The sequence below is a fragment of the Shewanella cyperi genome (genome assembly GCF_017354985.1).
Taxonomy (GTDB): domain Bacteria; phylum Pseudomonadota; class Gammaproteobacteria; order Enterobacterales; family Shewanellaceae; genus Shewanella; species Shewanella cyperi.
This window is the reverse complement of the sequence record NZ_CP071501.1, coordinates 2,773,429-2,797,334: the sequence shown is the minus strand read 5'-3', so window position 1 is coordinate 2,797,334 and position 23,906 is coordinate 2,773,429. Positions and strand designations below refer to the sequence as shown.

22 protein-coding genes are annotated in these 23,906 nt (G+C 54.8%); 15 read left to right on the top strand and 7 right to left on the bottom strand.

Annotation, left to right across the window (positions count from 1 at the left end; translation table 11 throughout):
- Positions 1–5 precede the first annotated feature (5 nt).
- From JYB84_RS12165 to JYB84_RS12145, 5 genes are all read left to right on the top strand, one after another.
- On the top strand, positions 6–1,784 hold the full coding sequence (locus tag JYB84_RS12165) for a tetratricopeptide repeat-containing diguanylate cyclase (protein WP_207320335.1): 1,779 nt from the start codon (positions 6–8) through the stop codon (positions 1,782–1,784).
- 39 nt (positions 1,785–1,823) lie between these two features.
- On the top strand, positions 1,824–3,593 hold the full coding sequence (locus JYB84_RS12160; protein WP_207320334.1) for a monovalent cation:proton antiporter-2 (CPA2) family protein: 1,770 nt from the start codon (positions 1,824–1,826) through the stop codon (positions 3,591–3,593).
- 790 nt (positions 3,594–4,383) lie between these two features.
- Complete coding sequence (gene aceB, locus JYB84_RS12155) at positions 4,384–6,012, top strand: malate synthase A (protein ID WP_207320333.1); 1,629 nt, start codon at positions 4,384–4,386, stop codon at positions 6,010–6,012.
- Between the two features lie 78 nt (positions 6,013–6,090).
- Positions 6,091–7,413 carry an isocitrate lyase gene (aceA, locus tag JYB84_RS12150; protein ID WP_207320332.1) on the top strand — a complete coding sequence of 441 codons (1,323 nt, stop codon included), beginning with the start codon at positions 6,091–6,093 and terminating at the stop codon, positions 7,411–7,413.
- Positions 7,414–7,645: 232 nt separating this feature from the next.
- Entirely contained in the window at positions 7,646–9,109 is a 1,464-nt protein-coding gene (locus tag JYB84_RS12145; RefSeq protein ID WP_207320331.1) for an HDOD domain-containing protein, read from the top strand.
- Here JYB84_RS12145 and JYB84_RS12140 read toward each other — a convergent pair.
- From JYB84_RS12140 to JYB84_RS12125, 4 genes are all read right to left on the bottom strand, one after another.
- Complete coding sequence (locus tag JYB84_RS12140) at positions 9,095–9,550, bottom strand: nuclear transport factor 2 family protein (RefSeq protein WP_207320330.1); 456 nt, start codon at positions 9,548–9,550, stop codon at positions 9,095–9,097. The genes JYB84_RS12145 and JYB84_RS12140 overlap by 15 nt on opposite strands.
- Before the next feature lie 38 nt (positions 9,551–9,588).
- A complete protein-coding gene (locus JYB84_RS12135) occupies positions 9,589–10,413 on the bottom strand; it encodes a M90 family metallopeptidase (protein ID WP_207320329.1) in 825 nt (274 codons plus the stop codon).
- Between the two features lie 252 nt (positions 10,414–10,665).
- A complete protein-coding gene (locus tag JYB84_RS12130; RefSeq protein ID WP_207320328.1) occupies positions 10,666–11,058 on the bottom strand; it encodes a CopG family transcriptional regulator in 393 nt (130 codons plus the stop codon).
- The gene (locus JYB84_RS12125; protein WP_207320327.1) at positions 11,018–11,761 is read right to left on the bottom strand and encodes an AAA family ATPase; all 744 of its coding nucleotides are present in this window, start codon (positions 11,759–11,761) and stop codon (positions 11,018–11,020) included. Before JYB84_RS12125 ends, JYB84_RS12130 begins: the two co-directional genes overlap by 41 nt.
- Positions 11,762–12,237: 476 nt before the next feature.
- On the opposite strand from JYB84_RS12125, the gene JYB84_RS12120 reads away from it, so the two are divergent.
- The 4 genes from JYB84_RS12120 (at position 12,238) to JYB84_RS12105 (ending at position 14,065) form a co-directional block, all read left to right on the top strand.
- Positions 12,238–12,693 (top strand): GNAT family N-acetyltransferase, encoded by a 456-nt coding sequence (locus JYB84_RS12120; RefSeq protein WP_207320326.1) that lies wholly within the window; start codon positions 12,238–12,240, stop codon positions 12,691–12,693.
- A 90-nt stretch (positions 12,694–12,783) separates the two neighbouring features.
- Complete coding sequence (locus JYB84_RS12115; protein ID WP_207320325.1) at positions 12,784–12,996, top strand: DUF3820 family protein; 213 nt, start codon at positions 12,784–12,786, stop codon at positions 12,994–12,996.
- 10 nt (positions 12,997–13,006) lie between these two features.
- Positions 13,007–13,564 carry a GNAT family N-acetyltransferase gene (locus tag JYB84_RS12110; protein ID WP_207320324.1) on the top strand — a complete coding sequence of 186 codons (558 nt, stop codon included), beginning with the start codon at positions 13,007–13,009 and terminating at the stop codon, positions 13,562–13,564.
- Positions 13,565–13,585: 21 nt separating this feature from the next.
- Complete coding sequence (locus tag JYB84_RS12105) at positions 13,586–14,065, top strand: GNAT family N-acetyltransferase (protein WP_207320323.1); 480 nt, start codon at positions 13,586–13,588, stop codon at positions 14,063–14,065.
- A 34-nt stretch (positions 14,066–14,099) separates the two neighbouring features.
- Here the strand turns inward: JYB84_RS12105 and JYB84_RS12100 are convergent, their stop codons facing one another.
- Together JYB84_RS12100 and JYB84_RS12095 are read right to left on the bottom strand one after the other, a co-directional pair.
- Positions 14,100–14,789, bottom strand: a complete 690-nt coding sequence (locus tag JYB84_RS12100; RefSeq protein WP_207323210.1) for a pirin family protein — start codon at positions 14,787–14,789, stop codon at positions 14,100–14,102.
- A gap of 73 nt (positions 14,790–14,862) precedes the next feature.
- The gene (locus JYB84_RS12095) at positions 14,863–15,306 is read right to left on the bottom strand and encodes a DoxX family protein (RefSeq protein ID WP_207320322.1); all 444 of its coding nucleotides are present in this window, start codon (positions 15,304–15,306) and stop codon (positions 14,863–14,865) included.
- 146 nt (positions 15,307–15,452) lie between these two features.
- On the opposite strand from JYB84_RS12095, the gene JYB84_RS12090 reads away from it, so the two are divergent.
- Complete coding sequence (locus JYB84_RS12090; RefSeq protein ID WP_207320321.1) at positions 15,453–16,346, top strand: LysR family transcriptional regulator; 894 nt, start codon at positions 15,453–15,455, stop codon at positions 16,344–16,346.
- 33 nt (positions 16,347–16,379) lie between these two features.
- On the opposite strand, the gene JYB84_RS12085 is transcribed toward JYB84_RS12090, so the two are convergent.
- The gene (locus JYB84_RS12085) at positions 16,380–18,104 is read right to left on the bottom strand and encodes a bifunctional metallophosphatase/5'-nucleotidase (protein ID WP_228290763.1); all 1,725 of its coding nucleotides are present in this window, start codon (positions 18,102–18,104) and stop codon (positions 16,380–16,382) included.
- 262 nt (positions 18,105–18,366) lie between these two features.
- On the opposite strand from JYB84_RS12085, the gene JYB84_RS12080 reads away from it, so the two are divergent.
- From JYB84_RS12080 to hisS, 5 genes are all read left to right on the top strand, one after another.
- Positions 18,367–19,488, top strand: a complete 1,122-nt coding sequence (locus tag JYB84_RS12080; RefSeq protein WP_207320320.1) for a bifunctional tRNA (adenosine(37)-C2)-methyltransferase TrmG/ribosomal RNA large subunit methyltransferase RlmN — start codon at positions 18,367–18,369, stop codon at positions 19,486–19,488.
- Positions 19,489–19,520: 32 nt separating this feature from the next.
- Positions 19,521–20,306 (top strand): type IV pilus biogenesis/stability protein PilW, encoded by a 786-nt coding sequence (gene pilW, locus JYB84_RS12075; protein ID WP_207320319.1) that lies wholly within the window; start codon positions 19,521–19,523, stop codon positions 20,304–20,306.
- A complete protein-coding gene (locus tag JYB84_RS12070; protein WP_207320318.1) occupies positions 20,306–21,313 on the top strand; it encodes a RodZ domain-containing protein in 1,008 nt (335 codons plus the stop codon). Before pilW ends, JYB84_RS12070 begins: the two co-directional genes overlap by 1 nt.
- A gap of 48 nt (positions 21,314–21,361) precedes the next feature.
- Entirely contained in the window at positions 21,362–22,477 is a 1,116-nt protein-coding gene (ispG, locus tag JYB84_RS12065) for a flavodoxin-dependent (E)-4-hydroxy-3-methylbut-2-enyl-diphosphate synthase (RefSeq protein ID WP_207320317.1), read from the top strand.
- Between the two features lie 113 nt (positions 22,478–22,590).
- A complete protein-coding gene (gene hisS, locus JYB84_RS12060) occupies positions 22,591–23,865 on the top strand; it encodes a histidine--tRNA ligase (protein WP_207320316.1) in 1,275 nt (424 codons plus the stop codon).
- Positions 23,866–23,906: the final 41 nt, after the last annotated feature.

Genomic DNA, 23,906 nt, shown 5'->3' with positions numbered 1-23,906 from the left:
CACTCTTGATTAAGTATCTTTTTTTTATTGCGGCGCTCCTGGTATCGACCTGTGTCGCCGCTGAGAATTACGATCAGGCTTTGGATGAGCTTGAGGGGGCTTTGCAATCGCAACAGGGCAATGTGGACATACTGTTCGACAACTTGGCGGCTGATTACGCCAAAATGACTGCCGACCAAAAAGCGCGCTTTTTGATGTTCAGTGGTATGAAAGATTTGTTTGGTGGTGATTACCAACGCTCTCTCGAGAGCCTCAATAGTGCCCTTAATTTAACCAACTCCTTGCCTTTGGTATCACAAATTTTGGTGTATCAGGCAACCGGTTATATCCTTAAGCGCGAATTTTCAAGCGCTTTGGATAAGTTGCAGAAAAACTTGTCGTTGATAGAAAACCTGAAAGACAGAGGCATACAGACATCAACTTATGTGCGATTGGCAGGTCTGTACTATCAGATGGAGCTTTATGAAGATGTCGGTCTGTTTGCCAATAGGGCCTTGAAGCTGGTTTCCGAAGATGACACCAAGAATACGTGCTATGCCAAGCTGTATGTAGGCGCTTATGCGATAGAAACCAACCAATTGCAACAAGCACTGAGTGCTTTTGCTGATACCAGAGCCTATTGTGGGAGCCATGCACTGCCATTGGTCGTTGCGATGGCGTCAAAGGGCGAAGGCAGAGCAAGATCAGAACTTGGTGATTTTGATGAGGCTGAGAGATTATTGCTGCAAGCCTTGGCTGGGTACACCAAGTTTGGCTATCAAATGGAAATGGGCAGTGCCCACAGCCTATTGGCAAAGAATTACTGGAAAAGCGGAAATCTTGAAAAGGCCAAGTACCACGCCAACATGACCATTGAAACAAATGCCAGCGACGTCCGGGCTAAGCAAATGGCCTATGAAGTACTGGCGTCCCTTTACGCAGATTCGGGCGATTATGCCAAGGCCTATTCTGCTCAGACACTGGAGCAGAAATTTCGCCAGGAATTGCTTGATGGTACCAAGGCTAAGGCGCAGGCCTACGAGGCGGCGAAATTCAACGCCGTTGAGCAACAGCGAGAAATTGCCTTGCTCAATAAGGAACGTGAACAATATCTGGCCCAGCAGAACATCAATGAAAGAGAGCGTTCCAATTCGCTGATGTTCTCGATTATCTTTTTTGGCAGTAGCCTGTTTTTACTGATCATGCTGTTGGCGGGTGGTATACAGCGCAATAAGTACAAACGCTTGTCACAAAGAGACGGCCTGACAGGCGTCTTCAATCGCAGTACCGGCCAAGAGTTTGCCGAGAATCGGCTGATACAGCTGATGGCAAGGAACCAACCTTTCTCACTTATCCTCTTGGATCTGGATAGCTTCAAGCAAATCAATGATTCTTTTGGACACGGTACCGGCGATTGGGCCCTGAAGAAGGTGGTGGAAGTGTTAATTCCTCTGCTGCACCCAGACGATATTCTTGCGCGGTTTGGTGGCGAGGAGTTTTTTATCGCTTTACCCGGTGCTGGAGTGGACAAGGCTTTGGAAGTAGCGGAGCGATGCCGCCTTGCCATTGAAAGTATAGACACCCACTATTCAGGTCATACATTTGAGCTGACGGCCAGCTTTGGAGTGACCTCACTTATGGAAGATGATTTGAGTTTGGACCCGCTGCTGCACAGAGCCGATCTGGCACTGTACCAAGCCAAAAATAGTGGCAGAAACCAAATCTGTGTTGAATTGGGCAAGAAGGGAAGCCCCAAGTCTGCCCATACACCCAGTGCACAATCTTTGGCCCAAACCGGGCAATAATAACTCAATAATTCTTGTCACTTCTGAAAAGACACTGATATGCAAAACTCAGATCTGCTTCCTTCGGTGTTGTATTTCCTGTTGGCCGCTGTGCTTGTGATCCCTTTGGGTAAAAGGCTCGGACTGGGGCCTATTCTCTGCTATCTCGCCGCCGGCGTATTCCTCGGCCCAGGAGGTTTGGGGCTGATATCGGACCCTCAAGCTGTACTGCATTTTGCCGAGCTCGGGGTCATTCTGATGCTGTTTGTGCTCGGGCTTGAACTCCATCCCGCCAAATTATGGGAGCTTCGCAGTGCTATCTTTGGCTTGGGCAGCAGTCAGTTATTGCTGTGCTGGACATTGCTGGGGGCATTGGCCTGGCTCGTTGGCTTGTCTTGGCAAGCCGCCCTGGTGATTGGTGCCGCTTTGTCACTGTCCTCTACCGCGTTTGCGGTGCAATTAATGAATGAACATCGATTGCTGACCACCCCCTTGGGTCGTGATGTATTCGGTATCCTGTTGTTACAGGACTTGGCGGTAATCCCCATACTGTTACTTACCGGCTATCTGGCACCGGCTCAAGCGTCACAGGAGCAGGTGTTGCCTTGGTATGGGGTCTTGCTGGCTTTTGGGCTGTTTTTATTGGTCGGCAGATTCATTTTGCCGCTGTTTTTGCGCCTGGTTGCACAAAGCGGTGTTCGCGAAGTGCTTACCGCATTTGCCTTGCTGCTGGTTATCGGCAGCGCCGAACTCATGAATTGGCTCGGGTTATCTGCCGGACTGGGCGCCTTTGTTGCCGGCATTATGCTCGCCAACTCCAGCTATCGCCATCAGCTTGAAACGGATATCGAGCCCTTTAAAGGTCTGCTGCTTGGGCTGTTTTTTATGGCTGTCGGCATGAGTATGGAATTGGGGCTGCTGCTAAGTCAGCCCCTGTTGTTACTGGGATTGTTGTCAACTCTGCTGCTTTCCAAGGCCTTGGTGATAGGGCTGCTGGGCAAGCTGCGCCATCATGGCTGGCGTTCCAGCATTGCCATGGGCCTTATTCTTGCGGAAGGTGGTGAGTTTGCCTTTGTGCTCCTGACCCAGGCAAAGCTCGGCGGCTTGCTGGATGAAGACATAGTCAATGCTCTGGTGTTGGCCATTGGTCTGTCCATGGCCCTGACGCCATTGCTGTTTACTGCCTTCAGGGCCACCAGGCGCAAGCAACAGGATAACAGGCAGCCTGATGCCATAGAGGCCTCACAAAGCGAAGTGATCATCTGCGGTTTTGGCCGGGTAGGGCAAATCAGTGGCCGACTGCTGGCCTCTTCCGGTATACCCTTTGTGGCGCTGGATAAGGATCCCCGCCATGTGGATGTGGTGCGCCAGTTCGGTGGCGAAGTGTATTTTGGGGACGGGACCCGTTTGGATATGTTGATGGCCGCGGGCATCGCCAGGACGAGGGTCTTGTTGCTTGCGGTGGACGGCGTTGAGGATTCGTTGGCAATTGCTTCTCTGGTGCAACAGCATTTTCCCCATGTCACCCTGATAGCAAGGGCAAGGGACAGAAATCACGCCTATCGGTTATTGGCTCTGGGCGTAAAGCAAGTCTTCAGGGAAACTTTCGGTTCGGCATTGAACGCTGCCGAGCAGGTTTTACAGGGGCTTGGGTTATCCGAGGTTCAGGCCGCTGATATGGCGCGAACCTTTGCTGAACATGACCAGGCGCTGGTACTTGCCGGCGCTGCTCACCATCACGATCTTGATGCGCTTATCCGAATATCCAATGAGGGTAAGGCCGAATTGGCATCCCTGTTGAAGGGAGATAGAGAGAGAAATAAGCCCTGAATCCCCTTGCCGAATACTACCCTCCTGCGTACTTCTGCCAGTGCAATTGGATGCCCTGTGCCTGACAAGCATACCTGACAATATCTTTTAGTCTTTTCTCTGTCCTCCAGTTTCAGGTCTTTATCCTGTTTCTTTGGACGGCATTTCAGTTATTTCCCTGGCAGTAACGTCAAATTTTGCCTTTTTGTGAAAAAATTTTAAAAAATTTTTTAAAACCCAAGCTGTAAACCAAATCCCATCTGGCTGTTGATCGGGCAACGTAAAGCCATGATTGCATTTCTCCAAACGCGATATAGTTGACCATTACGTAAAGGTAAAAATTAAACGGCTGTTTGAATTCATCTTGTTGTGGCTGAGACTTAACTAAATGATTAATAAGTATATATCGCATTAACCCTTGGGTCAGTTCAAAACAAATAAGTAGAATTATACTAAAGTCAAATGGGTAAAATACCGTATTTAATAAGTAACGATATGTAAACAAATTACGTAATATATTTCTTTGGCTCACTCTTGGTTAACTGGTAAGACAAATTTTTCCATAAGTACTTACTCTTTACTGCGATCTCTTTAAAAGAGCTCTAAAAACAACAATTAAATTGGGTTTGTCGTTCTTGGTCAGACCAATTTTTATGTTTCTTTGGTACCTGTTTTCGACTAATTCTTAGACTTCCTGACTGTTGCAATTACAAAAGAACGTGGTTAATTTTTTGTTGAAAACGAACATTTGGTGGTCAAAATCGAGTTTGTAATGTTTTGGCATTACGCTCTCGAAGTAAGAGGTAAAATCATGGAGCAGAGCTTGGCTACAGAATCAAAACAGCAGTCACTGCAAATTACCGGACCTGATATTGCGGGTCAGGAAATTGTGTTCACCGAGGGGGCAGTCGCTTTCTTGCATACTCTGTGTGACTTATATGCAGACGAGGTGGAGCAACTGCTTGAGCAGCGCCGGGAGCGTCAATCACGCATTGACGCCGGAGAGCTTCCTGACTTTTTGCCGCAAACCCGTGCCATCAGAGATGGCCAGTGGACGATTCGCGGCATTCCGGCCGACCTTCAGGACCGACGGGTAGAAATCACCGGGCCGGTAGATCGCAAGATGATCATCAACGCCCTCAATGCCAATGTGAAAGTGTTTATGGCGGATTTTGAGGACTCGCTGGCCCCCAGTTGGGAAAAAGTGGTACAGGGCCAGCTGAATCTGCGTGATGCGGTGCGTGGCACCATCAGCTACACCGCACCGGATACCGGCAAAGAGTATCGCTTAAAGGAAGATCCGGCCGTGCTTATCGCCCGGGTCAGGGGACTGCACCTGAAAGACAAACACGTGTTGTTTAACGGCAAGCCCATTCCCGGTGCGCTGCTGGACTTCGCTCTTTACTTCTATCACAACCATCATCAGTTGCTGGCCAAGGGCAGTGGACCTTACTTCTATATTCCCAAGCTGGAGGGCCATCTGGAAGCCCGTTGGTGGGCCAAGGTGTTTGCCTTCACCGAAGAGCGTTTTTGTCTGGCGCCTGGCACCATCAAATGCACTTGCCTGATTGAAACCCTGCCTGCGGTGTTTGAGATGGATGAGATCCTGTTTGAGCTGCGCTCGAACATTGTGGCACTCAACTGCGGTCGTTGGGATTATATCTTCAGTTATATCAAAACGTTGAAAAACCATCCCGACAGAGTCTTGCCCGACCGCCAGCAGGTGACCATGGATAAGCCGTTCCTCAGTGCCTATTCCCGATTGCTGGTCAAAACATGCCATAAGCGTGGCGCACTGGCCATGGGCGGGATGGCAGCCTTTATTCCCGCCAAGGATGAAGAAGCCAACCGTCAGGTATTGGCCCGGGTGTGCCGTGACAAGGAACTGGAGGCCCGTAACGGCCATGACGGTACCTGGGTGGCGCATCCCGGTTTGGCCGACACCGCCATGAGCGTATTCAACGGCTTTATCGGGGAAGACCATGTCAATCAATTGCATATTACCCGGGATGTCGATGCGCCGATTCTGGCCAGTGAGTTGCTCAAGCCCTGCGATGGTGAGCGGACAGAAAGCGGTATGCGGCTCAACATACGGATCGCCCTGCAATATCTGGAAGCCTGGATCAGCGGCAATGGCTGCGTACCCATCTACGGTCTGATGGAGGATGCCGCGACAGCCGAGATCTCACGGGCTTCCATCTGGCAGTGGATCCACCATGGCAAGAGTTTGGCCAACGGCAAGGCCGTTACCAAAGGACTGTTCCGCGAGATGTTGGTGGAGGAACTCGCCAACGTCAAAGAGGAAGTCGGCAGCGAGCGCTTCAGCCACGGCCGATTTACCGAGGCGGCCGTGCTACTGGAAGAGATCACTACCGCCGATGAGCTGGTGGATTTTCTCACCTTACCCGGCTACGAACTGCTGACCCGCAGCGAACACTAAACACCAATAAATAAGGAACTCTCTCCCGCCACCCAAGTGGCGGGCTGGACCCCTACACCCCGAAAAAGGAGCCACACCATGAGCAGCAAATACATTAGCCGTCAGCAACAAATCGACGCCCTCAAAAAGGACTGGGCCGAAAACCCACGTTGGAAAGGGGTTCGCCGTCCCTACAGCGCCGAAGAAGTGGTGTCATTGCGCGGCTCATTCGTGCCCGAAAATACCGTTGCCCAGCGTGGAGCCGCCAAGTTATGGGAGCTGGTTAACGGTGGCGCCAAGAAAGGCTATGTCAATTCCCTTGGCGCTCTGACCGGCGGTCAGGCGGTGCAGCAGGCTAAGGCCGGTATTGAAGCCATTTACCTGTCCGGTTGGCAGGTGGCTGCCGACGCCAACCTGGCCGGCACCATGTATCCGGATCAGTCCCTATACCCAGCCAACTCTGTGCCTGCGGTCGTGGGGCGCATCAATAATTCCTTCCGCCGTGCCGATCAGATCCAGTGGAGCAATGGCGTGGGGCCCGAAGATGACAAATTTGTCGACTATTTCCTGCCGATCGTTGCCGATGCCGAAGCCGGTTTTGGTGGTGTGCTCAACGCCTACGAGCTGATGAAGGCCATGATCGACGCCGGTGCCGCCGGGGTGCATTTTGAAGACCAACTGGCCTCGGTGAAGAAATGTGGCCACATGGGCGGCAAGGTACTGGTGCCAACCCAGGAAGCGGTACAAAAACTGGTGGCCGCCCGTCTGGCAGCCGATGTGTCCGGTGTTGAAACCCTGGTGATCGCCCGTACCGATGCCAACGCCGCTGACTTGCTGACCTCGGATTGTGATCCCTATGACAGGGATTTCGTCACCGGAGAGCGAACCAGCGAAGGTTTCTACCGGGTTCGCGCCGGCCTTGACCAAGCCATCGCCCGCGGTTTGGCCTATGCGCCCTATGCGGATCTGATCTGGTGTGAAACCGCCAAACCGGATCTGGAGGAGGCCCGTCGCTTTGCCGAGGCAATCCACGCCAAGTACCCGGATCAGCTGCTGGCTTACAACTGCTCTCCCTCCTTCAACTGGAAGAAGAATCTGGATGACGCCACCATAGCGCGCTTCCAGCAGGAGCTGTCCGATATGGGCTACAAGTACCAGTTCATCACCCTGGCGGGCATCCATAACATGTGGTTCAACATGTTTGATCTGGCCTACGACTACGCCCGCGGTGAAGGGATGAAACACTATGTCGAGAAGGTGCAGGAAGCCGAATTTGCCGCCGCCGGCAAGGGGTACACCTTTGTGGCCCATCAGCAGGAAGTGGGCACAGGCTACTTCGACAAGATGACCAACATTATTCAGGGCGGCGAATCGTCGGTGACGGCCCTGACCGGTTCCACCGAGGAGGAACAGTTCCACTGAGTTGTCCCGCTGCTTCGGCAGCAGTTCCCCCGGACCCTGTTTCCTACGCAGGGTTCGGTTTTTTCTCCCTGTGCCGGGGAGCTTTCAACCAACGTGCTTGTGTTTGGCGGCCTTCGGGCCGCATTTTTTTTGATTTATTGATGATTTATGCAACAGATGTGTTTTAGGAGGTCGCCTGCGGGGCGCTCCCTTGTCTATAATCGCAACAGCCATCAATTACATCGGGTTAACTTTGAAAGCACAAGCGAGCAGCGCCAAAGGCGTCGACTATTGGACCCAGAGGATCAGTGAGCAGGAAATGCCGGCCCTCTGCTCCACGGTAAAAACTCTCGAAAGACTGGCCAAGGATGACGTCTCCTCCATGACTATCCTCGGTCGCAGCATCATGCACGACAATGCTTTGACTTCGAGAATTTTGCGGGTCGCCAACAGTGCCACCTACAACAAAGGGATCAGTCAGGTGACCACGGTCAGTCGAGCCGCTGTGGTGCTGGGGTTTGACACTATCCGCAATATTTGTATCACAGCCAAATTGCTCTCCAGCCTGTTGGAAAACAAAAACCTGACTCCTGCGGTTTATCAGCGCTTGCTCAAGCTTATGGCCAAGTCGTTCCAGGCTGCCATGCTGGCCCGGATGATGTTGTCGGGCTATGAGGAGGAAATACAGGAAGAAGCCTTTATTGCGGCCCTGCTATATCACCTGGGTGAAAGCGCCTTCTGGAGTATGGGCGGCGAGCTGGCCATTGAGCTGGACAGGCAGCTTGAAGGGGTTGACGATGGCTTGGTTGCCTTGTCGCGGGTGAGGGATTTGCTGGGCGCTTCTTTTACCCAATTGACCCAGGGACTGGCGCGCAACTGGGGACTGGGGGAGGTATTACTTAAATCCCTTAATAACCCCGATGAACGTACTCCGGAGATCCGGGCAATATTTCTTGCCAACAAGCTCAGCGAAGCCCTGGCGGAAGTGCGTCCCGATCCGGTTGAGATGGAAAAACGCATCAAGCAGGCGGCGGATCTGTTGGGGATAAAACCCGATGAATTCCGCAATCAGGCCTTTATGTGTGCCCGTTCGACCCACAAATTGGCAGAAGCCTATGGTGCCAAGGTGTTGGTGGATTTTCTGCCGGAGCCGGGCAAGTTTCTGCCACCGGAAGAGGAAGAGATCCAAATCACCATCCGCGAACCGGATTTGGTGTTACAACTGAAGAAGCTCAAGGAACTCACCGGTTTTGCCGTCAGCAAAACCGAAATCAATCAGGTGATGCTGACTGCGCTGGAAGGGATCCTCGATGGCGTTGGGGTGGACCGCTGCGCCGTGCTGCTGCTCTCTCCCAGTCGCAAGATGCTCCAACCCCGAATCGTCCTTGGGGACAATGCCGATGATATGAAGCGTGATTTTGTCATCGAACTGGATGAGGACAACCTGTTCCGCCAGGCGGTGGAGCTCAAAACTCCCATGTGGATTGATGCCCCGGACTCGGCCCGCTGGCGCATGAGTATTCCGGAATCAATGCGCAAGCGCCTGTCAAGCAAGGGGTTTCTGATGGCTCCCATGGTGGTGGAAAACAAGGTGATCGGCATGTTTTATGCGGACCGGGGCATTTCCGACCGCAGTTTTACTGGGGAAGAGTTTGACAGCTTCACCCATTTCACCCAATTGGCGAACGTCTGTTTCTCAACGTCAATGCGCCCCTGAATCCTTACCGGCCGCCGCCCGAATGCGGCCGGTGATCTCCTTGGCGATGTCGTTGGGGATGGGAAAGCTGAGATGGTATTGCAATATACGCCAGCCCCCGGCCGTTTTAACCAGGACTCCGCTGCCCCTGGACTGGCCGTAGGCCGGGCTGTCGAGCAGCTCGTCGAAGGCTATGATATCCCCGTGACGCAGCAGGTGCCTTTGGGTCGGCAGATAACGCCAGCCCTGGGTCGGCCTGGCATAGGACGCAAATTCGGCCATGGTCCAGCGTTCGCCGGCATCTGTCCCCAGAAACAGCGCATCTTCGGTGTACAGGGCAAAATACTTGTCCCAATCCGCGCTGGCCGCATACTCGTGCAGCTTATCCAATACGGCTTCGGGCGCTTCCTCGGCCTGCAGGGCGAAGTTAAGCAATAAACACAGCAGGGCTATAAATCGCATGGTCTTGATCTCGCTAAATTTGCACTCAGCATACGCTATCACTGCCAGCTTGCCGGATCCAGTTGGTAGAAGCGTTCCAGCTCGTGATACAGGGCCGGGTGCAGTAATTTGAATTCCGCTGCCCGGGTAAAAAAGACTTCACTGACAACGGCAAAAAATTCCGCCGGATTGCTGGCGCCATAGTAGTCAAACAAACTGGGAAGCCCCTCGGCGGCACAGCGTCTCAGAGCCGCATATTCTTCGCTTAACACCGCAGACCATGACGGATAGTCGGTAATTGACGACAGCAGCGGCGCCCCATCGGCAATGCCGTCTTCCTGATCCAACTGGTGGGCAAATTCATGGATCACCAGGTTGTGACCCGAGCCGGGCGCATCGGCGTCATTGAGCAGGGTTTGCCATGACAGCAATACCTGGCCCTGTTGCCAGGATTCACCCGCCAGCAGGTGGCGTTGTTCGCTCACCAGGCCAATGTCGTCCCTGTGCTCCCTGTCCACATAAAAAGCATCGGGATACACCAGTATTTGTCTCAGCCCGGGATAGAAATCCGTTTTGCGGTTCAGCAGCAGCAAGCAGGCCTGGGCGGCAATGGCCACCCGGATTTCATCTGTGATTTCCAATCCGCCACAACCGATAAACTGCTTTTCACTGAGGAATACCTGAATATGGCGCTTGAGTTGCAGCTGCAAATGGGGCGGCAATGTCTGGTACAGCGGCAGACGCCGCTTGAGTGTGGCGCGCCAGGCTTTGGGGAAGGGCCTGGCGGCAACGGCTGCCCGGCGCCTTGAGCTGCGCCAGCGACCGCTGACAATCCAGCCGATGGCGATGGCTCCCGCCAGACTTACCAAAATCAATGCCAGCATCCGCGCTCCCGTTGTGCTGTGTGTCGTTGTCTGTTCCCTGTATCAGGTAATGGGGGTAGGAGGGATGGATATCAAGCCGGGTCTTGAAAGAGGGGCAGAAAGAATGCCGGGCGAGTTGTAATTGGAGGCGGTGATAGATGCCGGCTTTGGGTTCAGTAACCTGGGTCAGTTGGAAATAAAAAAAGGCCGACAGCTGAAGTAAGGAGTATTAGCCGGTGCTGCCAGCCTGAAGGGTGGGAGATGATAAGTCTGTTAATCTATGTCTAACCCGGCCTCAATCAGGTGACGTTCCTTGGGGGTGAGCCTGTAATGGTGCTCTATCAACAGGCGCACCAGTTTGGATTTTGCCCAATCACAATTTCGGGCCATTTCGGCAAGATGACCGATGGCGTTCTCGCTCAGGGTAAAGGTCGCCTTGCGAAAAGGTTCGTGTCTTGTCTTGCCTATGTTCAGTTCTGTGTTTGCCACAACCTGGGGCTGACGTCTGCTGCTGAAATCGATGATCGTTGCCTTGCGGCCCGTCAGTCCCATGGCATACAGATTGGCGCCGTCGATAAAGTCATCCAGCGACAGTTGGGCTTGCAGCTCGGCAGCCCGGGTCAACTCAGATGGCGTAGAGTTTTTCTTGAGATCTGCCAGTCCCATAATTACCTCGCATTTTGCTCATATGTGCCTGTTGCAGTTGATTGCGGATCTCAACGGCATTTTTGACTTCCAGCATTTCGCAGGCAATGGCGCGGATCTCGCCGGCCGCCTTGCCCTTGGGTTCGATTTCTATGACAGACAAACCCGACTCTTCGCTGTCGTCATAAATGTTGCGGCTATAGGTGATGGCATCGAGCACATTGATATCGTAGGTGCGGCAGACCTCTTTGGCTTCGACAATGCGATTGGCTTGGCTCGGCAGGTTGGGGCACTGGGTAATAACAAAAGATGCCTTCATTTTGGGGTTAATCATCATACAGGTGGCGACTACGTCATCCATATGACTGACGGTTTTGAGATCCCGACGCTTGGGACGCAGTGGCATCAGAATGTGGGACGCAACCGACATGGTCGCCCGCAGTGCCAGGTTGTCCTGACCACCACAGTCCACTATGACGTAATCGTAATGTTGTTCCAGGCTGAGCAGATCGTTGCGGATCTTGCCATAGAGCTGCACGCAGTTGATGGCAGGAAGCTTGGGGTTATTGTTTCTGGCCTGGATCCAATCCGATGTGGTTCGCTGAGGATCACAGTCCACCATAATCACTGAGGCCCCGCATTCCTTGGTGAGGAATACCGCGATGTTTTGGGCCAGGCAGCTTTTGCCACTGCCACCTTTTTCACCACCAACCAAGATGATCATTGTTTGTACCCCTGTCCTTGCAGATGAGCTAAACGAGCCTGCTGTTTTCTTTGGAAATGCTCGACCGTGAACCTACTCTAGTAACTGTGCTTTGATAGGTCAATTACCTGATTTTTGACGTTTTTTTATATTCGACACCCTGACGGTAAATTGGCGTTTAAGGGGTAAATGACAAATTATTGACCCGGGGCGCGTTTGTTGGGTGTAAATGTAAAAAAATATTAATAATCAACAGTATGACTTACTGGTTTGTACAATTTGTCCCGCTAAAGTTGAGCCCGCGGCTGGGGAGCTTGGGTGCGGGCGGATACATGTGAAGCGGAAATGGAATATAAAAAAGATAATTAATGAAAAAATAGTATATGCGAGTGGGGAGTCGATATTTCGTCGGTTAAAGCGGCTGTCATTTTTTTGCCAAATGGCTCCACTAAGCTTGGACTTCAGCCAGCGTACCGCAAACCGAAGGGAAGCAAGGAATGGATCAAGTCATTATCGAAAGGCCCTGGTTCACCATAGAAAGAGTTGTGCCACAACAGCATGAATTAATTGCCATAAAGGAAAAAGCGGGCACCTTGATCGCCGATGATATTGCCACTCCGGCACTGGCCATGAGCATACGCCTGACGGCCGAAGATGCTGTGCCGGTGGCGACCGGCCTCAGATGCGGCCAGCTCATCGGTGTTGCCATGGTTGTCGAGGTGCCCGATTGGGGACTTTTGATTCAGGATTTCATTATCCGCCCGGAATTTGCTCACTATGGGCTCGCCCGGGTGCTGCTTGAGCAACTGCTGCAACATGTTTCGGCTCACTGTCCTAAAGGGACCAAACTGGGGATCCTGGCGGGCACTGAATATCGCAGGCTTTGCAGTGAGTTTGGCTTTGAACCCGAGCAGTGCGGTGCCTTTGGTCTGGACATGGTGTGGCGCGGCTGAATCCGGCTCCTTGCCACAGTGATCATGGAAGCTTGTCACTGTGATGGGCTTTAGGGACAATAGCCCATCAGATCTTTGCCGGAGTTCAGTTTGGATCCCGCCTTTCTCAAACTCGCCATCAATCAGAAAATGCCCTTTGGCAAATATGCCGGACGGCCGCTGCTGAATTTACCCGAGCCTTACCTGGTATGGTTCCATGGCCAGGGATTTCCTCCCGGGCTGCTGGGACAGCAGTTGGCCCTGATGTATGAGGTCAAACTCAATGGCCTGGAGCCCATGCTCAGGCCTTTGCTGGACGAGTGAGCAGGACCCCATGCCAGTCCCACAACCAGCTATCATGCCGCTGACGCCTGCCATGCTGCCGCAGCTGGCAGAGATTTACCATGCCGCTGTGCAGCAAAGCATGCACCCATCTTACAGCGCTATGCACAAACACATCTGGTCACCCAGGGTGCGGGATCGTCGTCACTGGCGTGCCCGGCTGCGGGGCTATCAGGTATTTGTCTGCTGTGAGCGCGATGCGGTACTGGGCTTTATCGCTTGTCAGACGCGATTTCCGCAGCGGGGCGAGCTGGACTATTTATATGTGGCGCCCGAGGCTCAGGGGCGGGGGATAGCCCGGGCACTGGTGCAGCACCTGCTGGCCTGGGCCCGAGAGCAGCATTGGAGTGAGCTGAGCACTCAGGCGTCCCATCATTCCCGTCCCCTGTTTGCCGCTTTGGGGTTTGAATATCAGGGACGCTGCTATCAACGCCGGGCCGGGCTGGTATTTGAGAGTTTCAATTTTTCACTGACTCTGCCCACGCAAAAGGCGCTGCCTACACAGAAAGCGCTGCCCACACAAAAGGTAACTGCCCCACATCTGGGGTAAAGCAACTAATTGAACACATCCATGACCATCAAAGTAATTGAGGCCGATGAGGAGCATCTCGGCCAGATAGCCGAGTTGTTTCACGCGGCTGCCGAGGGTGCCGGGGAACACTACAGTCAAGCCGAGCGCCAGGCCTGGTCTCCAGAGCTGCGCTCGCTGGCGGTATGGCAAGCCAGATTGGCACCAACCAAGGTATGGGTGGCTGTGGAAGATGAGGCCGTGCTTGGCTTTATCAACCTTTTACCCAGGGGGGCGGGCGAGGGCGAAATCGATTGCCTGTTCACCCACCCCGGCGCCGGACGGCGGGGAATTGCCTCGGCCCTGTATCAAGTGTTGGCGACCGAGGCCAGGGACAGAGGATTGCAGTGTCTCAGGGTTGAGGCCTCTTTTTACGCCAAGCCGTTTTTTGAAAAACAGGGTTTTAAGGTGTTAAGCCGCAACGAGCATTCCCGTGGCGGCGAAACCTTGGTGAATTTCAGTATGACGCTGGCGTTGGATTGAAAAGCCCCTTGCCTGAAAAGAGGCTTGAAAAGGATCAGGGTAAATCAAACAGCAGGCCGGATACCGGAGCGCTGGCACTGGCTATCAGCTGCTGTTCGTGGCTTATTCTGGCGCCATCTCCGGGCAACAGGGTCACATCACCCAGTTGCAGTTCACCCGATATGAGATGCAGGTAATAGTGCCGCTCCGCCGTTAAAGGCCAATTCAGCTCATCACCGATTGCCAGCGAAAGCTGATAGACGGTGGCGTCCTGTTTGATGCTCATGGTGCCGCTTCGGCCGTCAGAGGTGACCACGGGCGTCAGGGCGGCTGTCTGGACTATATTCTGCTGCTGGTACCCGGGAGTGCCGCCTTTGGCTGAGGGCTGGATCCAAATTTGCAAAAACCGTAACTCCTCCTCTTTCGATGCGTTGAATTCACTGTGGAAGATACCGCTGCCGGCGGACATCAGCTGAAACTCACCTGCGGGCAGGGCCTTGATGTTGCCCTGGCTGTCCTTGTGGTTGATTTGCCCCTTGAGCACATAGGTGAGGATTTCCATGTCCCTGTGGCCATGGGTGTCGAATCCGGCGCCCGGCGCCACCCAGTCATCATTGATAACCCTCAGGGCCGAAAAGCCCATATGCTCGGGATCGTAATAATTGCCGAATGAGAAGCTGTGTCTGCTGTCGAGCCAACCGAAAAAGCCGCGGCCACGCTCATTGGCCTTGCGTACCTGGATCATGTCTTTCTCCCGGCGCCGGGCGCTGGGCCCGGCGTTCATTGAATGGATTGCTTCTGCTTTACACCACAGCGGCTTACTTGAAACGGCGACTGATGAATTCATCCAGCGACAGCTTGCCGGCACCGCTGATGGCCAGGGACACGGAAGCCGCCAACAGGGCCAAACCAAATTCGTAGCCGTTGTTGGCCATGAACAGGCCATTGCCTATGTGAACCGCAAAAATGGCTACCAGCATGGTGACCGCCAGTACCGCGGCTGTGGGGCGCAGCAGCAGGCCAACGAGCAGCAGCAGACCGCCGAAAAACTCGCTGGAGCCGGCCAGCAGCGCCATCAGGTAACCCGGGCTCAAACCTATGGAATCCATCCACTGACCAGTACCCTCAAGGCCGTAACCTCCAAACCAGGCAAACAGCTTTTGTGCGCCGTGGGCCATAAAGGTGATGCCAATGGGAATACGCAGGGCCAAGGGGGCAAATCCGGCATCGCTGTGTATCAATTTGGTGACTAATGCTTTCATTTCAGTTTCCTCAATGTTTTTGATGATTGGCTCTAAGGGTAGATACCTTTTCGAGCGACTGATGATGAGTCTATGCTTGACCTTGGCAAATGAAAAACGGAACATTTTGAAATGAATGTTCAAATAATTTGAAGTTTGGAGGTGTCATGGCCCACGCCATCAGCCTGGATGCCCTGCGGGTATTGGATGCCATTGATCAAAAAGGCAGTTTCTCCGCTGCGGCCGAAGCCCTGCACCGGGTGCCTTCGGCTCTGAGCTACACAATGCAAAAGCTGGAAAGCGATCTTGGCAGCCAATTGTTTGACCGGCGCGGTCAGCGGGCGCGACTGACCGAGGCTGGTTTGCTGGTGCTGAATCAGGGGCGTGAGTTGCTGCTGGCCGCGGCACGCCTGGAAGAGGCGGTACAGCAGCTTGAATCCGGTTGGGAGCCGTCGCTGACCCTGGCACTGGATACTGTGATCCCGGAAGAGCCGCTGCTGGCTCTGATAGGCGAGTTTGTGGCCCTTGGCAAACAGGTGAAGATCAACCTCATTCAGGAGTCGCTTGGTGGCGGTTGGGATGCCCTGTATGCCGGACGGGCGGATCTGGCCATAGGTGTGTCCGGAGAGCTGCCCCGTGGTCATTACCATTTGCAGGCGCTGGGGGATTTGGAGTTTGTCTTTGCCCTGGCCCCCAGCCATCCTTTGGCGCTCTTGCCCGAGCCCATCGACATAGAGGCCCTGGCGGCCTGGCCGGCGGTGGTGGTGGCTGACAGTTCCCAGTCACTGGCACAGCGCTCCAGTGGCCTGTTTGACAGCCGTCAGCTTATTCGGGTGGCCAGCATGGCCACCAAGATAAAGGCCCAGCGCATGGGGCTCGGCACCGGCTTTTTGCCCAGACATCTGATCCGCCATGAGCTGGCCCACGGGGATCTGGTGGATCGCAGGGTGGAATTGCCAAGGCCGGCGCAGACCTTGTATCTGGCCTGGCGTAAAGGCGAGGTGGGCAAGGCGCTGAACTGGTTTGTCGAGCGCCTGCCCAATTTGGATTGGGGCCTCTAGTCAGTCGGTCAGTAACCGGCTGTGGCTAAGACCCTATCTGTGACTGATATAGTGCAGCTGAGGTGCCAGAGGTTCGTCGAGGTTGGCGTGGCGCCGGATAAAGCCCATAAAGGCGCCGGGCAGGGTGAGTTCCGCCACGGTTTCCTGCCAGGCGCAGGACTGCAGCGCCTGGTAACCCTCTTTACCGGAAGCGGTATAGGCAGTGGATACCCCAATCACCAATTCATGTGCTTCCAGGGGACGCCATTGGCCGTCATGCTGCAGATGCAGTGACAGAATTCGCTCCCCCAAGGGTTTGCGGCCGTCGTAATGGTATTTGAGTCCGTAGGTATAGGGAAAACTGCCGGCGCCCGTGCCTATCACGCTGTTGTTGGTGGCGGCATTGATGGCCGATTCCAGCGCCTGGTACAGAAAGCGGCCTTCGATAGCGTATTTGACCAGGGGCAACTCGAAGGGTAACAAGCGGCCGAGCACGTCGGCAACAGTCACCTGTCCCTGGGACAGGGACTGGCGCACCCCGCCGGCATTGTGCAGGGCAAACTGCACCCTGGCATCCAGTTGCCTGGATTCCTCGTACATGCTGCGACTGACCCAGGGAGCCAGCTCACTGCCGTGGGGCAGGACTTTACTGGGCAAGCGGCTGTGCACCAATTCCCGGGGGACGAATGCCAGCACCTGGTGTTCCATGGCATGGATGGCCGGGTGGTAGTTTTCCTCAATTGCGCGTTTGACCCCGGCATCTTCCTCTGACCAGAGGATCCCCGGATGGCGCTTGAGGTGGGCGAGCACATCGTGGTAGTCGAACTCACTGTCTCCAGCTTCGACGATCAATTGCTCATCCAGCATAAAGAAATTGTTGCCTTCAAGGAGCTCAACCCGGCCGTTGGCATCGAAACTGATGCTGGCCAATCCCAGGGTTTCGGCATACTTGCCTGCATGGACGATGGGGCAGCCATTAATGCGCTCACCATAGGTCATGTCTCCCAAGCCCAACTCACTGAAATCCCCCTGCAGGGTATGGCTGTGACCGCCCACTATCAGGCTGATGCCTGGCACGGCGGCGGCCAGCTCCCTGTCCTGATCCAGCCCCAGGTGACTCAGCACTATGATGTGGTCTATGCCCTTGGCCTTGAGCGCAGTGACGGTGCGGCGGCAACAGTCGATGGCATTGACAAACAGGGTGTCTGGATCGGGCCTGGCGATAATCGCCATCTGGTCGAGCGTGATGCCGAAAATAGCCAGGGTGCGATCGCCCAGTGGCTTAAGCAGCACCTTGGCACAACCGCTGGCATTGTCGTAATCAAGCAGTTGCGGGTGTCCCGCGAGGGCGGCTGCCTTACCGGGGACTTCCTGGCTTAAATCCATGTTGCCGGCCAGCAGTGGAAAGTCGATGCGGTCGAGAAAACTGCGCACCGGGCCATTGCCGGCATCAATTTCGTGGTTGCCCAGCACCATGGCGTCCGGCGCCAGCAGATTAAGCAGGTGGGCGTTGGCCTTGCCTTTGAACTGGCTGAAGTACAAGGTGCCCTGGAAACTGTCGCCGCCGTGCAAAAACAAAAATGACTCTTGGCGGGCGAGGGCGGCGTCCCTGGCTTGGTTTATCTGAAAGGCAATGCGGGCATAGCCGCCGCTGTGACTGCGCACGCGCAGTGACTTCCCCCCAAATTGCAGCTGAAATTGCTGCATGCTGGGGTCGAAATTGGAATGGGTGTCATTGATGTGGGCTAGGGTCAGCCGGTAACTGCTTGAATGCTGCAAATCTCAAATTCCTGGCCAGGTGGCCATGTGCTGTCTGAACGGGAGCCATTGTCTGCGGGCGAGGGCCAGTCCGGATGCTTTGCCATGGCGGTAAATAGGCCCAAGGCAGATAATATGAAAGGAAGGGCTGACCTGTGTCTTTGCCTTGCAGCAATGAGCGGCAGATGGTAACACAGTCTTGCTATCGCTGCTGGTCAAAATCCCGCTGGATCGGTATAATTCGCGGCCCCCGTTCCGGGGATGACTGTTTGAGGTTAGACGAATGAGTGAAAAGAAAATCAATCTACTGGACCTGGATCGCAAGGCGATGCGGGCGCTGTTTGCCGAACTGGGCGAGAAGCCATTTCGTGCCGATCAGTTGATGAAGTGGATTTATCACTTTGGCGTCAGTGACTTCGAACAGATGACCAATATTAACAAGGTGCTGCGGGGTAAACTTGCGGCCCGTTGCGAGATTGTGGCGCCGGAAATTTCCAGCTTCCAGAAGTCCAAGGATGGCACCATCAAGTTTGCCATTAACGTGGGTCAGGGGCAGGAAGTGGAAACCGTGTATATTCCGGAAGACGACCGCGCCACCCTGTGTGTCTCGTCCCAGGTGGGTTGCGCCCTGGAATGTACCTTCTGTTCCACGGCCCAGCAGGGCTTTAACCGTAACCTGACGGTATCTGAAATCGTTGGTCAAATCTGGCGCGTGTCCCACTTCCTCGGTTTCCAGAAGGAAACCGGCGAGCGCCCCGTCACCAACGTGGTGATGATGGGCATGGGTGAGCCGCTGCTGAACCTGGCCAATGTTATTCCCGCCATGGATATCATGCTGGACGATTTCGGTTTTGCCCTGTCCAAACGTCGGGTGACTGTGTCCACCTCGGGTGTGGTGCCGGCGCTGGATAAGCTGGGTGATGCCCTCGATGTGGCCCTGGCGGTGAGCATTCACGCCCCCAATGATGAGCTGCGCGATGTGCTGGTGCCAATCAACAAGAAGTACCCATTGCAGGAGTTCCTCGCCGGGATCCGCCGTTACCTGGAGAAATCCAATGCCAACCGTGGCCGGGTAACAGTGGAGTACGTGATGCTGGATCATATCAACGACAGCACCGAACAGGCCCATGAATTGGCCGAGTTGATGAAGGATACCCCTTGCAAAATCAACTTGATACCATTTAACCCCTATCCGGGTTCGCCCTATGGCCGCTCCTCCAATTCCCGCATCGACCGTTTCTCCAAGGTGCTGATGGACTATGGCCTGACCGTGATAGTGCGCAAAACCCGTGGTGACGACATTGATGCCGCCTGTGGTCAATTGGCCGGTGACATCAGGGATCGCACCAAGCGACTGGCAAAAAAACGCATGCAAGAATCCCAGATTTCAGTCACAATGGAATAACTCTTTGTTTGCACAGATTAATGGGCTTGCACATGAAGCAAGGATTGGCTGCGATTTCCCTGATGGCACTTCTGTCGGTTTCACTGACAGCTTGCGTGACCGAGCGTACCTATAGCGGGACCGATACTCCTGTCACCGAACGCCAGTTCGACAAACTGGCGGCGGCCCGTGAACGCATGCAATTGGGACTGACTTACCTTAAGCGCGGCAACACAGAACAAGCCAAATTCAATCTGGATAAAGCCATGGATTATGCCCCCGAACTGGAAGAGGTGCATATTGCCATGGCTTATTACTATCAGACCGTGGGCGATCTTATTCGCACTGCCGAGGCTTATCGCCGCGCCATCAATACCCGCGATGCCAGCGGCGATTCCATGAATAACTTTGGCGTGTTTTTGTGTCAGCAAAAAGAGTTTGATGAATCGGAAAAAATGTTCCTCAAGGCCATAGAGCAGCCCAAGTACACCCGTACCGCAGCAAGCTATGAAAACCTGGGAATTTGTAGCCGTGATGCCGGTCATATAGAAAAAGCGCGACACTATTTTGATATGGCGCTAAAGTATGACCCGCGCCGTGCCACCTCACTGTTGGAGTTGGCGGAAATGGAAGCCGAAGGTAAGGATTTTGCCGCGGCCAAGACCCAGTTGGCGCGTTATCACAATGTGGCTGCCGAATCGCCACAAAGTCTGGCGTTGGGAATAAAAATTGAGCGAGGCCTCAACGACAGTGAAGCGGCCAAGCATTTCGTAATTTTGCTGTTGGCCAAATTTCCCGCTTCCCCTGAAGCCAAGCAATACCGGGCAAGTTTACATTGATGAACGATGAAGAAAAGCAACTGCACACGGACGAACAGCAGATTGAAACACGCCCCAGTTTAGGGGCCATACTCCAGGCCGCACGCGAGGCCAGGGGACAAAGCGTGGCCGACGTGGCAACCGCATTACATTTACGGCCGTCCATTGTCAGCGACATAGAAGCGGACGATTTTTCCAATATTGCCTCGTCCACCTATGTGCGTGGCTATGTTAAAAACTATGCCCGTTTGGTGGAGGCCGATAGGGCCCTGATCGATGCCTGCCTTGAACAGCAGGTGCCGACGCCCGGCGCTCCCTTGATGCAGAGTTTTTCCCGCAAGACCACTCGCCAGGCACGGGACAGTCGCCTGACTCTGGTCACCTACCTGATAGTCATAGTGCTGCTGGCGCTGTTGGTGCTCTGGTGGGTGCAAAAGGCGACCTTGTTTACCGGTGTCGATTTCTCCAAGCCCACGGTGGAAGAGGTGGAAGCGCTGCGGGAGCAGGCAAGAATGCCGCAGCCAGAAGTGATTTCGCCACAAACCGACTTGGAACAAACCGACTTGGAACAAACGGGCCAGGAGCAAAGCGGCTCGATGCTAATGGGCTCGGAACAGCCAGGCGGAGAACAAGGTGCTCAGGCTGTTGACCAACAGAGCGCGGCAGACATGCTGGCCGCAGAAACCACCGCCGGCAGTGCCAGTACTTCCATGGAAGTGCTGGATGAGACTCAACCCGAGCCGCCGCTGCAGGATACCCAAATCAGCGCCACCGCCCAGGGGGTGGATCGCATCAGCTTTACCCTGAATGCCGATTGTTGGATCCAGGTGACAGATGCCAATGGCAAGGTGCTGCTGAGCGATGTTAAAAAGCCCGGTCAGGCCGTACTGGTGGAAGGCCAGGGGCCATTCAAGCTGATCCTCGGCGCCCCCCAGGCCGTGAGCCTGGAATATAACGGTGCCCACGTCAGCCTGGAACAGTATCCCAAAAACCGGGTGGCCAGGTTCAGCCTGCCCATGGCCGGTTAACGGCACAGGCCATTTTGTAGAGCACGTCTTTTGTAGAGCAGAGCTGAGATGTACAACGAAAACCCCATCAAACGTCGTCCCTCCACCCGTATTTATGTTGGTCAGGTGCCCATAGGCGATGGCGCGCCGATTGCTGTGCAGTCCATGACCAACACCCGCACCACAGATGTGGCCGCGACCGTGGCGCAAATTCGTGCCCTGGAAAAGGTGGGAGCCGACATAGTGCGGGTCTCTGTGCCGACCATGGATGCCGCCGAGGCGTTCAAATTGATCAAGCAGCAGGTGCAGGTGCCGCTGGTGGCCGACATTCACTTCGACTACCGCATTGCGCTCAAGGTGGCCGAATACGGCGCCGATTGCCTGCGTATCAACCCGGGCAACATAGGCAATGAAGAGCGTATTCGCGCCGTGGTCGAATCGGCCCGGGATCGCAATATCCCCATCCGCATCGGCGTCAACGGCGGCTCGCTGGAAAAAGACCTGATGGACAAGTACAAGGAACCGACCCCGGAAGCCTTGCTGGAGTCTGCCATGCGCCATGTGGACATACTCGACCGGCTCAACTTTGACCAGTTCAAGGTCAGCGTGAAGGCCTCGGACGTGTTCCTGGCGGTGGAGTCCTATCGCCTGCTGGCAAAACAAATTAAGCAGCCGCTGCACCTTGGGATCACCGAGGCCGGTGGTGCCCGTTCAGGTTCGGTCAAATCGGCCGTGGGTCTGGGCATGTTGCTGGCCGAGGGCATAGGTGACACCCTGCGGATCTCCCTGGCAGCCGATCCCGTGGAAGAGATCAAGGTCGGCTTTGATATCCTCAAATCTCTGCGTATTCGCTCCCGCGGCATCAACTTTATTGCCTGTCCTTCCTGCTCTCGGCAGGAGTTCGATGTGATAGGCACAGTCAATGAGCTGGAGCGCCGTCTGGAAGACGTCACCACCGCCATGGACGTGTCCATCATAGGCTGCGTGGTCAACGGTCCCGGCGAGGCGCTGGTGTCCCACCTGGGATTGGCCGGCGGCCACAACAAGAGCGGTTACTACGATGACGGCGTGCGGCAGAAGGAGCGTTTCGATAACGACAATCTGGTCGATGCCTTGGAAGCCAAGATCCGCGCCAAGGCGACCCTGATGGAGAGCCGCATCGACATCAAGGACACCACAGACTGAGGTGACCCGCGCCCGGAGAGCCGCTCTCCAGGCGCTGTTTTATTTTTGGTGCCCGATTGCCTATAATGCGGGACATTTTTTGAATTTACAGCTTATCCAACGAGTCAAATACCGTGGCAAAACAGATCCAAGCGATTCGCGGAATGAACGACATTCTGCCCACCCAGTCTCCCCTGTGGCAAAAGCTCGAAGGGGTTCTGCGTGACTGTGTAGCAGCCTATGGCTACAGCGAAATCCGTACTCCCATAGTGGAAAGTACCGATCTCTTTAAGCGCTCTATTGGTGAAGTCACTGATATCGTTGAAAAAGAAATGTACACCTTTGAGGACCGCAACGGCGACAGCCTGACGCTGCGTCCCGAGGGCACGGCCTCCACCGTGCGTGCCGGCAACGAGCACGGCCTGCTGTACAACCAGGAACAGCGCCTGTGGTACATGGGCCCCATGTTCCGCCACGAGCGTCCCCAAAAGGGCCGTTATCGTCAGTTCCACCAGTTTGGCGTGGAAGTCTATGGCATAGGCTCGGCCGACATTGATGCCGAAGTGCTGATGCTGTCGGCCCGTCTGTGGGAAAAGCTTGGCATCACCGAGCAGGTCACCCTGGAACTCAATACCCTGGGTGACAGCAACGAGCGCGCCGACTATCGTCAGGCCCTGGTGACCTTCCTTGAGCAACACAAGGATAAGCTGGACGAAGACAGCCAGCGCCGCATGTACACCAACCCGCTGCGGGTACTGGACTCCAAGGATCCCCAGGTGCAGGCGCTGCTGGCCGATGCCCCGGCCATGATGGACTACCTGGGCGATGAGTCCCGGGCACATTTTTCCCGTCTGTGTGAACTCCTGGAGGCCGTTGGCATCCAATACCGGGTTAACCCCCGTCTGGTTCGCGGTCTGGACTATTACAACCGCACAGTATTTGAGTGGGTCACCGACAGCCTGGGTGCCCAGGGCACTGTGCTTGCCGGCGGTCGTTACGACGGTCTGGTGGGCCAGCTGGGTGGCAAAGACACCCCTGCCGTGGGTTTTGCCATGGGCCTGGAGCGCATAGTGCTGCTGCTGGAAACCCTGGAGTTGACCAAGGACATTCCGGCGGCAGTGGATGTGTATGTGACCGCCATGGGAAGTGACTGTGAGGTTGAAGCCTTGCGCATAGCCCAGGAGCTGCGCAACGCGCTGCCGGGGGCTCGCATCATGAGCCACTGCGGCGGTGGAAACTTCAAGAAGCAAATCAAGCGCGCCGACAAGAGCGGCGCAGCGTTCGCCCTGATTGTCGGGGAGAGCGAACTGGCCCAGGGCCAGGTGGCGGTCAAACCGCTGCGCAATGACAACGAACAACAGCTGGTGGCCCGTGAAGCCCTGGCCGATTATCTGAAGAATTTGATCTAGCACTGCACAGGCAAGCGCTGATAACAACAAGAGGACGTGCG